We start from the raw sequence: 12,634 nt of genomic DNA on the forward strand, positions 1-12,634 counted from the left end.
TTCCACACATCGGAGAAGACCATGGCTTCCCCTTCCCTCCACGGGAATTTCGCCGAACAGGCACTCAGGACGCCGGATTCGGTCGCGGTCTCGTCCGGCGGGCTCCGTCTGACCTACCGGGAGCTGGACGAGCGCGCCAACCGGCTCGCCCACCGGCTCGGACAGCTCGGGGTGCGCACCGAGACGCCGGTCGCGGTGCTGATGGAGCGGTCCGTGGACGTGGTGGTGGCGATCCTGGCCGTGCTCAAGGCCGGTGGCTGCTACCTCCCGCTGCACACCGCCCACCCGTTGCCGCGCATGCAGGCGATCATGGATCACTGCGCCGCGCCGGTCGTGCTGGTGGACGAGGAGATGCGCGGGCGCGGCGTCCCGCGGGGTGCCGCGGTCGTGACCGTCGACGGGGAGAAGGGACTCGCCGCGTACCCGGCGACCACCCCGTCCGTCCCGGTCGACCCGGCGCAGCTGGCGTACGTGATCCACACCTCGGGCTCGACGGGCGTGCCCAAGGGGGTCGCCGTCCCCCACCAGGAGGCGCTGGGCCTGGCCCTCGACTCGATCTGGGAGGGCGGCCGGCACGAGCGGGTGCTGATGCTGGCGCCGTACGCCTTCAACGTCTCCACCTATGAGCTGTGGGTTCCGCTGCTGCACGGCGGGCACCTCGTGGTGCCCCCCGCGGGGGACCTCGGCGTGGCCGACATCCGCCGGTTGATCGCCGAGGAGCGGATCACCGGGCTCCATCTGACCGCCGGTCTGTTCCGGGTGCTGATGGAGGAGGATCCGGGGTGTCTGACCGGGGTGCGCGAGGTGCTCACCGGCGGCGACGTCATCGCGCCGAACGCGGTGCGAGGCGCGCTCGAGCACAACCCGGACCTGGTGGTGCGGGCCATGTACGGCGCGACCGAGGCGACCTTGTTCAGCACCCATCTGCCGATGACGGCTCCCTTCGGGGTCGAGGGCCCGGTGCCGGTGGGGCGGCCGATGGACAACGTCCGGCTGCACGTCCTGGACGCGGACCTGCGCGCCGTTGCGGCCGGTGACGTCGGGGAACTGCACATCTCGGGGCGCGGTCTGGCCCGCGGGTACCTGGGGCGGCCCGATCTGACGGCCGAGCGGTTCGTGGCGAACCCGTTCGGCGCGCCGGGAGAGCGGATGTACCGGACCGGGGACCTCGTCCGGCTGGGCCGCGACGGGCTGCTGGAGTATCTGGGCCGCGCCGACGAGCAGCTCAAGGTGCGGGGCTTCCGGGTGGAGCTCGCCGAAGTGGAGGCGGCGCTGGCGCGCTTCCCGGGCGTGCGTCACGCGGCGGTGACGGGGGTGGCGTCGGAGTCCGGGGAGCGGCGGCTCGTGGCGTACTACGTGCCGTCGGGCGACGCCGTCGACGTCGCCGGCCTGCGGGCGCACCTGGCGTCGCTGCTGCCCGACTACATGATGCCGACGGCTTTTGTGACCGTACCGAAGCTGTCGCTCACCCCCAACGGCAAGGTGGACCGGCGGGCGCTGCCGCAGCCCGGGCCGCAGACGGACGCCGCCGGCCGGGAGCCGGTGAGCGAGCGGCAGCGGACGCTGTGCGTGATGTTCGCGGAGGCGCTGGAGGTGCCGCGGGTCGGGATCGACGACAGCTTCTTCGATCTGGGCGGGGAGTCGCTGGCGGCGATGCGCCTGGTCAGCCGTATCCGGTCGCTGTTCGACACGGACCTGACGATCACCCAGTTCTTCGACGCGCCGACGGTGCTGGGCCTGGACGACCTGCTCGGGGCGGCCGGACCGGTGCCGAAGGCCCGGACGGAAGGAGCGCGACGATGACCGATTCCTTCGACGACGAGCACGCCATGTTCTCGGTCCTGGTCGACGCGGAGGGCCGGCACTCGCTCTGGCCGGCCGGCGCGGAGGTGCCGAAGGGGTGGAGCGTGGCCCGCCCCGCGGGCACCCGCGCCACGGCACTGGCCCATGTGGGCGAGCACTGGAGGGACCTCAGGCCGCGCACCCTCGTGCGGCGCCTGCGGACATTCGAGGAGACGACGATGAGCGGACCGACCAGGGCGGCCGCGGCCGCCTTGTCGGATGTGGGCCTGGACCATGTCAGGTTCCATGTCAGCGATCTCGCGGGCACGACCGACTGGTTGGCCCGGGGTTACGGCCTGAGCGTGTACGCGCGGTCGGACGGCGAGGGGGAGGCGTCCGGGGCGCGCTCGGTGGCGCTGGGCCGGCGCGACGTCCGGCTGCTGCTGAGCCGGCCGGTCGCGGGCACGCATCCCGGGGCGGAGTACGTGGACAAGCACGGTGACGGCGTGGCCGACATCGCGCTGAGCGTGCCGGACGCGGTCGCCGCCTTCGCGGAGGCGGTGCGCCGCGGTGCCCGGCCGGTGTCGGCGCCGACCGCGCACGGCGACCTGGTCACCGCGACCATCGCGGGGGTCGGCGACATCAGTCACACGTTCGTGCAGCGTGTGGCGGGCGGTGACGAGCGCGCGCTGCCCGGTCTCTGCCCGGTCGAGGACGACGGCACCGCGGTGGACTGCGGTCTGCGGGAGATCGACCACTTCGCGATCGCCGTCGAGCCCGGTGACATGGATGCGACGGTCGAGTTCTACCGCACGGTGCTGGACTTCGAGCTGATCTTCACCGAGCGGATCGAGGTGGACGACCAGGTCATGATCACCAAGGTGGTCGAGAGCCGCTCCGGCGCGGTCACCTTCACCCTGGTCACTCCGGACCCGGCCAGGGCGACCGGCCATCTGCACGAGTTCCTGAAGAGCCACAACGGGCCCGGCGTGCAGCACATCGCCTTCGCCACAAACGACATCGTGCGCTCCGTGGACTCGCTGGTGTCCCGGGGCGTGGACTTCCTGCCCACCCCGTCGGCCTACTACCGGGCGCTGCCGGACCGCCTGACACCGCTGCGGCACTCCGTCGCCGAGCTGGAGCGCCTGAACATCCTGATCGACGAGGACCACGACGGACAGCTGTTCCAGATCTTCACCCGGTCCGTGCACCCGAGGGGCACGCTGTTCCTCGAGGTCATCGAGCGGATGGGGGCGCGCTCCTTCGGCAGCGGCAACATCAGGGCGCTCTACCAGGCGGTCGAGCACGAGCAGGGCAGGGGGGGCGGCAATGCCACGTGAGGCGGCGGCCGACCGGCGGTTCCGGGCCGTGGTCGAGCCGCTGCGGATGCCGGGCATGGGAACCGAGGTGGTGGCGCCGCTCCTGGCCTCCCTGATCCATCTGGTGCGTCCGCGGCGGGTGCTGGAGATCGGCATGGGGCACACCACCCCGTACCTGGCCCGTGCGCTGGCCGAGGTCGAGGAGCTGGCCGCGGCGGAGGCCGAGGGGCTGGCCCGCAAGACCGTGCCGTATCTGGAGGACGGCAGGGAGCTGGACGAGGAGTGGGTCGAGGCCGAGCCCGCGCTGCTGACGCCGTCCGGTTATCTCGAGCCCCTGCGGCCCCGGCTCGTGGCGATCGACGACTTCTCCGACGCCGGTTCGTCGGCTCCCCGGGTGACCCGGGCACTGGCCGAACTCGGCCTGGCCGACCGGGTGACGGTGGTCAACGCGGATCTGCGCAACGCCGTGGAGCGCCTGCCCGACGAATGGCGGCCCATCGACTTCGCGTGGGTGGACGCCTGGGACTGCCTTCACTTCTTCGAGAACTGCTGGGAGCTGGTCAATCCCGACGGCGGGATCGTGGTGATGCACTATCTGATGACGTACCCGGAGGGCGAGGCGATCCTGCGGTACATCGCCGAGAGCCAGCGGCTGCGGCCGGGCGAGTTCGAGGTGCTGAGCCTGCTGGAGAGCCACAAGCTGCGGCAGAACAGCATGACCGTGCTCCGCCGCACCAGCGGCGCCGCGCCCAGGGAGTACTCCGACACCGGGCAGCGGCCGCGGCTGGGGGGGCGGGTGCGTGCGGACGCCCTCGCGCTGGCGCGGTCGCTCGCCGCCCCGGACGGGCGGGGCGGTCCGGGGGAGGATCTGCGCAAGGCGCGAGATGTGGACCGTGGCGCCGCCGTGCGAACGTCTGCTGCACCGGACACAGGAAGGCGCGAACAAGCATGACGGACACGGCCGTTGAACCGACGTCCCTGCTGGTGATCGAGCCGGGGGACGCCCGCTACGAGAACCTCGTCCAGGGCTACAACCACCGTTTCACGGGTCGGCCCGAGCGGGTGTGCCTGCCGGTGGACACCGACGAGGTGGTGGCGGCGGTCCAGCACGCGGTGGACGCCGGCAAGCGGATCGCGGTGCGCAGCGGCGGGCACTGCTTCGAGGACTTCACCGCCGCGCCCGAGATCGCCGTGCTGCTGGACCTGTCGCAGCTGAACAACATCGCCCACGACCGGCGGCGCCGCGCCATCGAGGTCGGGACGGGGGCCACGCTGGGCGACGTCTATCGCACGCTGTTCAAACGCTGGGGGGTGACCGTGCCCGGCGGCACCTGCTTCGACGTCGGCGCCGGCGGGCACGTCATGGGCGGCGGCTACGGCCATCTCTCGCGCCGCGACGGCCTGGTGGTGGACCATCTGTACGCCGTCGAGGTGGTCGTCGTGGACGGGTCGGGCCGGGCGCGGGCCGTGGTGGCCACCGCCGACCCCGACGACCCGCACCACGATCTGTGGTGGGCGCACACCGGCGGCGGTGGCGGCAACTTCGGTGTGGTGACGCGGTACTGGCTGCGCACGCCGGGCGCCGGCTCCGACGACCCCGCCGCGCTCCTGCCCAGGGCCCCGGCGCGGGTGTGGAAGCGCACCGTCATGTGGCCCTGGCAGGGCATGACCGCGGAGGCCTTCGACACCCTGCTGCGCAACTACGGTGCCTGGTACGAGAAGCACGACGACGCCGACAGCCCGGCGGCGGGACTGTGGAGCAATCTGATCGCCACCCACCGGAGTTCGGGGATGTTCGGGATGACGGTGGTGATCGACCATGACGGGCCGGACGCCGAGAGCGTCTTGCACGAGCAGTACGAGTGGGTCACCCGGGGCGTCGGGGTCGCGCCGGTGACGCACACCTGCGAGGTCGTCCCCTGGTTCAGCTCCTGGATGCCCTCCTACACCTTCCCGAACGATCCCCAGGGCCGCTACAAGGACAAGTCGGGCAACCTCCGCAAGGGCTTCACCGCGCACCAGCGCGAGGTGATCCACCGCTACCTGACCGATCCCGAGCAGTCCAATCCGACGGCGTGCGTCGTGATCGCCGGCTACGGCGGCAAGGTCAACACGGTCGCTCCCGGGGCCACGGCCACCGTCCAGCGGGACGCGGTGCTCAAGGTCGTCTACAGCGGCGGGGTCTGGCAGTCCGGTGACCGGGACGAGGCCGCCATCGCGTGGATGCGGCGGTTCTACCGCGACGTCTACGCCGGCACCGGCGGGGTGCCCGTACCCGACGACGTCAACGCCGGGGCGTACATCGGCTATCCCGACGCCGACCTGGCCGACCCCGCCTGGAACACCTCGGGCGTGCCCTGGTCGACGATCTACTACGGCGCCAACTACCCGCGCCTGCGGCAGGTCAAGGGGCGCTACGACCCCCGCAACGTCTTCCGTCACTCGCTGTCCGTCGAGCTCCCGTCCGCCTAGGGCTCCCTTACGGAGGTTCACCGTGCTCGAGAACAAGGTCGTCGTCGTCTCCGGAGTCGGACCGGGCCTGGGGCGGGCCGTCGCCCTGCGGGCGGCCGGGTCGGGGGCCGACGTCGTGCTCGCCGCCCGCACCGAGTCCCGGCTGGCGCGGATCGCCGCCGAGATCGAGGAGCAGACCGGGCGCCGCGTGCTCGCCGTGCCGACCGACATCACCGACGAGACGTCGGCCGCCGGCCTCGCCAAGGTGGTCACGGACACCTTCGGCCGGGTCGACGCCCTCGTCAACAACGCCTTCGCCGTTCCGCCGCTGGCCGACCTCCTCGACGTCGACCTGGCCGACGTGCGTGCCGGCTTCGAGACCAACGTGTACGCCGCGCTGCGGCTCACCCGGCTGTTCACGCCCGCGCTGGCGGACAGCCGCGGCTCGGTCGTGATGGTCAACTCCGCGGTGCTGCGCCACTCCAAGCGGCTCTTCGGCGCCTACAAGATGAGCAAGGCCGCCCTGCTGTCCCTGGCCCAGAGCCTGGCCACCGAACTGGGGCCCCGGGGCATCCGGGTCAACACCGTCGCCCCCGGCTACATCTGGGCGGACGCCCTGCGCGAAGGCTTCGGCCAGTGGGCCGAGCAGCGGGGCGTCACCGTGCAGGACGTCTACGACGAGATCGCGGCCACCCTCGACCTCGGCCGGCTGCCCGAGCCGGAGGAGATCGCGGACGTGGTGCTCTTCCTGGTCTCCGACATGTCCCGCGCCGTCACCGGTCACTGCCTGGACGCCAACGCCGGCGAGTTCCACCACTGACCGCCATGCCCGCGCACCACTGACCGCCCCAGAGGAAAGTTGAGGCTCCGCGGTGACACAGAACAGAGAGGGAACCGGTGCCCCGGCCACCAGGGTGGGACACCGCGGCACGGGCACCCGGCGCGTGGCGGGCCCGAAACCCGGCTGGTGGCAGAGTCCATGGGCGGCGGCGCTGGCCGTCATCGTGGTGTTCAATCTGCTGTACGCCCTCCCGCGCTACCTGTCCGGGGATCGTGAGCAGTCCCGGATCCCGCTGGATCCGGGTTTCTCGCAGCACTTCCTGGTCGTGGTGCTGCACGCCGTGCTCGGCAACCTCGCCCTGGTGACGGTCTTCCTCCAGGTCCTGCCCTGGGTACGCCGTCACCACCCGCGGCTGCACCGGGTGAGCGGCCGGATCTACATCTTCGCCGCGGCACTGCCCACGACCGTGCTGGCCTTCGTCCTGGTGCCCCACAGCCAGGCCCCCTTCGGCGCGTTCGGACTGACGCTGTCGGGGGTGCTGTGGATCGCCACCACGCTGCTCGGCTACCGGGCCGTCCGTCAGCGCCGGTACGTCGACCACCGCCGCTGGATGGTCTACAGCTTCGCCCTCTCGCTGGGCACCACCTGGGGCCGCGTGCTGGCCGAACTCATGCAGGCCTTCCCGGGCCTGCACGTCAGCATCTCGTTCATCCTCGAACTGTCCATGTGGGGCAGTTGGGTCATGAACCTGCTGCTCGCGCACTGGTGGCTCGAGCACACGGCCCCGCGGGCGGCCCAGCTCGTGCGGTAGCCCGAAAAACAGGGCGGTCGGCCGAATGACGAAGCTCCGGTTGGCGGGGTGACCTTCCCGGGTCACCCGCCAACCGGAGTTTCTTATTCGATATCACCCGGCGATTACTTTTGGCGCGGGCCACCGAAAACAGGATCCCCGCGATTCGGATTTCGCGCGGCTCGCCCGGGTTTCTCCATATAACGCCGAATGCGCGCAAGATCACCCGCTCGGTGTGATCTTGACACGGATCACAGATTACCGATGGGTACTGATTCGGCCTCTCCTGTACTACCCTGCCATTGCCGTGCACATGCCGACATGGCGCACCGGGCGCCGACACGATCGTCCGTGACCAGCATCTGGCGACTTGCACAACCAGTGCTTCCCTAATCATTCCGACTCTCTTTCGAAAGGAGGCCGCCCGGCGAGCCGTCCGAAAAGGAGCAAGACCGCCGACGCCACGTGGGAAGGTAGCCGTCGTTACCAAGGTCGGGAGCGGTTCGGTTCTCGCAACTGCGTACATGGATAGGAAGTGTTTTTCGTGCTCCTCGAGGACAAGACGGTGGTGGTATACGGTGCTTCGGCAGCGCACAGCGCTGCGCTGGTCAGGGCGTTCGCCGGCCAGCGTTCTATGATTTTCTTTGCAGATTCTTCACGGGATGCGGCCGAGGCGGCCGCCCGCCGGGTGATTGCCGCCGGCGCGGTCGCCGAAGCGGCCGAAGTCGACCTTTTCGACCGTCGCCAGATAGCGGAGTACACCGCCGAGCTGGTGGAGTGGACGGGCGGCATCGACGTCGCCGTCGTGGCGATCCGGGGCGAGGACGGCGACGCCGCCCAGCTGACGGCCGTCAGAACGGTCGCCGAGCGCATGTCCGCCCAGGGGTCCGGCATCATTGTGATCATGTCCATCACCGACCACGAGCGGGACTACCGGGAGCTGATCGAACAGGCCGCCGATCACGGCGTCGCCGTCCTTCCCCTCTTCTGCGCCCCCGCCCGTGGAGAGCGTCACAGCATCTCGCTCGACCGTCCGGCCCATTCCTGATCCGCGCACGGGCGCCGTGCCGGGGCGCGCCGGATCCAGCGGCCCGCCCCGGTTTCCCGGGCGGCGCGCACCCTCCAGCCTCTAGCCTGGTGCGCGGGCCGAAAAGCTGACGTGACGTCAACTGGCCCTGTCCGTAAGCCCGGTGGGGATGGCCTGGCCGGGCTCGCAGCGCTCGACTGGGGAGGATCCACCGTGAGTCGAACAGGCAGCCGGTCGCGGGTTCTGATCGTCGGTGCCGGTCTGGCCGGCACCGCCACGGCGATCCGTCTGCTGTGCTTCGCGCGCCGGCCCGTCGAGATCGTCCTGCTCGAACGGCGCGCCGACTACCGGTCCGCCGGCCTCGCCTACCACCGGGAGGGCAATCCCTGGGACCACGTCTTCAACATCCAGGCGGGCCGGATGTCGGTGTTCCGGGAGGACGTCCTCGACTTCGTCCGCTGGGCCAACACCGAGGCCGACCGCGGGGACTGGCCGGCCCCGTGGGCCGGTCTGGAGTTCACCGAACAGAGCCCGGCGCCCCGGCGCATCTTCCAGGACTACCTGATCGACCGGCTCGCCGAGGCCGCGCGGGAAGCCGGTCCCGGCGTCGTGCTCGTCGAGGAGGACGGCGAGGCGGTGGACGTCGACGTGCGCCCCCGGGGCGTCGAGGTGACCGTGCGACGGCCGTCCGCGGACGGTCGGGAGCCGGAGTGCGAGGTGATACCCGCCGACCACGTCGTTCTCGCGACCGGCCTCGAACTCAAGGAGCCGCCTTTCGCCACCGAGGTGCTCGCGCATCCGTCGTTCGTGCGGAATCCGTACTCCGCGGACGGTGTCCGAAAACTCATGGCGCTTCCGCCCGGGGCGACCGTCGCGATCGTCGGTTCGGTGCTGAGCGCCTACGACTCGGCGGGTCTGCTGCTGCGCCGGGGCCACACCGGCCCCGTTCATCTGATCTCCAGAACCGGGACGCTCTTCCGGACCTATCCGGACGGCCATGAGCACGAGGTCTTACGGCTGCCCTGTCCGAAATCGTTACTCGAGCCGTACCGGGGCCGTGCGGATTTCCTGGCCCGGGTGCGCAGCGAGTGGGAGACGGCGTGTTCGTCGGTGGCCCGGCAGCGTCCCGACGTCCTGCCCGCGGTGGTGGCGGAGCGGGTGACGAAGGCGTGGGAGCCGTATCTTCCCGAGATCATCGAGCGCATTCCCTCCCCGGAACTGCGAAGCCTGCTGGATGAATTCAGTACCGTGATAGCCGCTTTCCGGGTCGGGGCGGTGCAATACACGATGACCGTCATCGAGCGGGCGATGGCCGCGGCAGACGGGCCGGTGAGGCTGCTCGTCGGCAGGGTGGACGGGATCGGGCCGGCGGGGTCCGGGCGGCTGGTCGTCTCGGTCGCCACGCCGGAGGGGCCGCGCAGCGTCGAGGCCGACCTGGTGGTGTGCAACGTGGGCCGGGAAGGGGACTACGGCAAGGCCCGGCAGCCGCTGTGGCGCCGTCTCGTCGGGAAGGGGATCGCCGTACCCCACGACCGCACCGGACGGGGCGTGGAGGTCGACGCCGAGGGGGCGCTGCTGGGCCGCGACGGCCGGCCGGCCGGACCGCTCTGGGCGGTCGGCGTGCCGCGGGAGGGCGACGAGATCGTGCGCAACGGCCGGACCGGTGCGTTCGCCTTCAATCTCGCCGCCATCAAGAACCACTCCGTCGCGGTCGCCGCACGGGTGATCGAGCAACTCGAATACGGCGACGGTCCGGCTCGAAACGCTTCCCCATGCGCACGGCTGATCAGCAATACAGAGGATGCGGTCCGGGCGTGCTGGGAAGAAGCTGTACTTCTGGAGGTGCGAAGGCTTGCCACGCGTTCCCGTAATGAACGGGAACTGCTGGATTCCCGGCTGGACACCTGCATTCGGTCCGTCGGCGAAGTTCCGGCACTGCCGAAGGATGCCTCCCGGCGCCGCCGTCTGCTGCGGGTGGCCGTCAACCGGGCTGCCGTCGAACGGCTCACCGACGTGTCCGTCAGTCCCCGGCAGCTGCGCCGGCAGTTGAACCTGGAGAACTCCGAACAACGGGAGGGCTAGTTGAACGGGCGACGGATTCAGGGTTCCCTCTTGACCGGTGGACCGCACCGCGTGGTGCGCGGAATCTGCAACCGCACGAGATATCCACTCAAGGATTCCGTTCTCGTCGCCCCCCGTCTCGAAGCCCGGCTGTACGACGCGATGCTGGCGGCCCGGGCCGTCGTCTGCGGCACGGGTGGGCTGACCGGTCACATGCAGTCCATCTGCCGCGGCCGGGGAATACCCGTGCTCCTCGTGGACCCGGCGGATCTCGCCGACCTGGCCGGCGAGGTGACGCTTCACCTGGAGAGCCAGTCCGTCGTCGTCGGCCCCGACATCCCGGCGAGGACTCCCTCACCGGACGACCTCGGATCGGCCTGCGCCGTCATCGCCGACCTGCGCGACATCCGCACCGTCAACTCCTGCGGGCCGGACGCGAAGCGGGTGGAGTCCTTCTTCATCCGGGAGGAGTTCCTGTGCCTGGCGGCGAACCTGCGGCCGCTCGACGCCCTGGTGGGCGGCCCGGCCGCCATCGCGGCCTACGGGCGGGCCGTCGCGGACCGGTTGTGCGCCTTCGTCGACGCGCTGCTGCCCGGCCAGCGGCTGGTGCTGAGGCTGCTCGACCTGCGCTCCGACCACGCCGCCGACGTCACCGAGCAGGCCCCGGTCGCGGTCGAGCCCAACCCCGAACTGGGCCTGCACGGCGCACGCTGGCTGCTCGGCTCCCCCGCCTACCGGGACGCGCTGCACGCCCTGCTCGCCCTGCTGGGCGAACGGCTCGGCGAGGACGCGGGCCGGGTGAGCCTCGCGGCGCCGTTCCTCACCGACGAGAAGGAGTTCGTCCGGCTCAGGGCGCACCTGGAACTGCCGGACGAGCTGCCCCTGTCGGCGTTCGTGGAGACCCCCGCGGCGGTGCACGCCAGCACGGCGCTGTGCGCCGCGGGCGCCGGCGAGCTGTTCCTCGGCATGAAGGACCTGGTGCAGTTCTATCTCGCCGCGGACCGCAGCAACCACCTGGTGGCCGGCACCTACCAGACCCGGCATCCGGCCGTCCTGGACGGGGTGCGGACGGTGGTGGAGTCCGCGCGCGCCACCCGCACCCCGGTGCGGGTGTTCACCCTGGGCGCGGACCTCGCCCACTACCTGGAGCGGCTGCCGGCCCCGGACGGCTACATGATGTGCACCGCCGAACTGCTTGAGGTGCTCGTGCCCGGGGAAGCCTCGTGACGCCAACTCCGCATCGTAGAAGAAGACTTGGGGCCCAGGGCGCTGCTGGAATGGGCGGCGACGTGGACCAGGGAGGTTCTCCGTGTCAGCCAACACCGCGACCCCGTACCGGATCCGTGACGGTATCGGCGTCCTCAACGGCCGCTACCACAAGATCGGGCTGGGGGTATTCGGCGTCATCGTCCTGGCGCACTGGGCGGAGCACCTGACCCAGGCCGTGCAGATCTACGTCCTGGGCTGGCCGGTGCCCGAGGCCCGGGGCGTCCTCGGGGTTCCCTTCCCGTGGCTGGTCACCTCGGAGTGGATGCACTACGGCTACGCCCTGATCATGCTCGTCGGCTTCGTGGTGCTGCGTCCGGGCTTCACCGGCGCCTCGCGCACCTGGTGGAACATCACCCTCGGCGTCCAGGTCTGGCACCACTTCGAGCACCTGCTGCTGCTGGTCCAGGCCCTCGCCGGCGTGTACCTGGCCGGCCGCGCCGTGCCCACCAGCATCGTCCAGCTGTTCGCGCCGCGGGTGGAGCTGCACCTCTTCTACAACGCGCTGGTCACCCTTCCGATGGTCGTCGCCATGGTGCTGCACGTGCGGGCGGACCGGGCGGACAACGCGGGCGCGCGCTGCACCTGCGCGGCCGCGGCGTGAGCCGACGGCCGTCGGGCTGGGTGTCCCTGGTGCTGCTGGTGGCGGCGTGCGCCCTGCTCGGGGTCGCGCTGCCCAACGCGGGCAACGCCCTGCGCGCGGCGACGCGCGACGGGGTGCCCGGGACGTTCACCGCCCGGCAGCTGTCCTGCGTACGGCATCCGGGACACGAGACGTGCGAGTGGGTCGGCTCGTTCCGCTCCGCCGACGGCACGTCCACGCTCGAACCGGTCAGGATGTACGGCCGTGACCGCGGCTCGCTGGCGGACGGCCGGCGGGTCCCCGCCGTCGACGTCGGCCTGCCGGGCCGGGTCTACGGCCCGGGAGGCTCCCGCGAAGGGATCTTCACGGGTGTGCTGCTGCTCGCCGGCTACGCCCTGTTCGCCCTGGTGGCCAAGCGTCACCTCATGCCGCCGCCCGCGCCGCCGAAGGGCCGCCGCGGACGTGGCGGCCCTTCGGCGGCGCGGGCGGCGGGGGCGTCCCGCCGGCCTGCCGAGCCGGACGCGGGCGGAGAGGGGCGTCTGGCGGGCGCCGGGCCGCACCGGCTGCCGTAGCG

At 71.3% G+C, this 12,634-nt stretch carries 11 protein-coding genes; all 11 read left to right on the plus strand.

Features of this window, described 5'->3' with window-relative positions; all coding sequences use genetic code 11:
* Positions 1-21: 21 nt before the first annotated feature.
* The 11 genes from ACH4N1_RS27035 to ACH4N1_RS27085 all read left to right on the plus strand — a co-directional run bounded on the left by ACH4N1_RS27035 (position 22) and on the right by ACH4N1_RS27085 (position 12,632).
* On the plus strand, positions 22-1,803 hold the full coding sequence (locus ACH4N1_RS27035) for an amino acid adenylation domain-containing protein (protein ID WP_398100899.1): 1,782 nt from the start codon (positions 22-24) through the stop codon (positions 1,801-1,803).
* Entirely contained in the window at positions 1,800-3,122 is a 1,323-nt protein-coding gene (gene hppD, locus ACH4N1_RS27040) for a 4-hydroxyphenylpyruvate dioxygenase (RefSeq protein ID WP_398100901.1), read from the plus strand. Before ACH4N1_RS27035 ends, hppD begins: the two co-directional genes overlap by 4 nt.
* Positions 3,112-4,053 (plus strand): class I SAM-dependent methyltransferase, encoded by a 942-nt coding sequence (locus tag ACH4N1_RS27045; RefSeq protein WP_398100903.1) that lies wholly within the window; start codon positions 3,112-3,114, stop codon positions 4,051-4,053. The genes hppD and ACH4N1_RS27045 overlap by 11 nt, the downstream gene beginning before the upstream one ends.
* On the plus strand, positions 4,050-5,573 hold the full coding sequence (locus ACH4N1_RS27050) for an FAD-binding oxidoreductase (protein WP_398100905.1): 1,524 nt from the start codon (positions 4,050-4,052) through the stop codon (positions 5,571-5,573). Before ACH4N1_RS27045 ends, ACH4N1_RS27050 begins: the two co-directional genes overlap by 4 nt.
* Positions 5,574-5,595: 22 nt before the next feature.
* On the plus strand, positions 5,596-6,372 hold the full coding sequence (locus ACH4N1_RS27055) for an SDR family oxidoreductase (RefSeq protein WP_398100907.1): 777 nt from the start codon (positions 5,596-5,598) through the stop codon (positions 6,370-6,372).
* Positions 6,373-6,424: 52 nt separating this feature from the next.
* A complete protein-coding gene (locus tag ACH4N1_RS27060; protein ID WP_398100909.1) occupies positions 6,425-7,144 on the plus strand; it encodes a DUF2306 domain-containing protein in 720 nt (239 codons plus the stop codon).
* 514 nt (positions 7,145-7,658) lie between these two features.
* The gene (locus ACH4N1_RS27065) at positions 7,659-8,171 is read left to right on the plus strand and encodes a hypothetical protein (RefSeq protein ID WP_398100911.1); all 513 of its coding nucleotides are present in this window, start codon (positions 7,659-7,661) and stop codon (positions 8,169-8,171) included.
* A 192-nt stretch (positions 8,172-8,363) separates the two neighbouring features.
* Entirely contained in the window at positions 8,364-10,232 is a 1,869-nt protein-coding gene (locus tag ACH4N1_RS27070) for an FAD/NAD(P)-binding protein (RefSeq protein ID WP_398100912.1), read from the plus strand.
* 30 nt (positions 10,233-10,262) lie between these two features.
* Positions 10,263-11,438, plus strand: coding sequence for a putative PEP-binding protein (locus tag ACH4N1_RS27075; RefSeq protein WP_398100914.1), 1,176 nt, complete (start codon positions 10,263-10,265; stop codon positions 11,436-11,438).
* Positions 11,439-11,520: 82 nt separating this feature from the next.
* A complete protein-coding gene (locus tag ACH4N1_RS27080; RefSeq protein ID WP_398100916.1) occupies positions 11,521-12,081 on the plus strand; it encodes a hypothetical protein in 561 nt (186 codons plus the stop codon).
* A complete protein-coding gene (locus tag ACH4N1_RS27085; RefSeq protein WP_398100918.1) occupies positions 12,078-12,632 on the plus strand; it encodes a hypothetical protein in 555 nt (184 codons plus the stop codon). The genes ACH4N1_RS27080 and ACH4N1_RS27085 overlap by 4 nt, the downstream gene beginning before the upstream one ends.
* Positions 12,633-12,634 lie beyond the last annotated feature (2 nt).

Source organism: Streptomyces sp. NPDC017202 (assembly GCF_044331705.1).
In the GTDB taxonomy this organism is placed as follows: domain Bacteria; phylum Actinomycetota; class Actinomycetes; order Streptomycetales; family Streptomycetaceae; genus Streptomyces.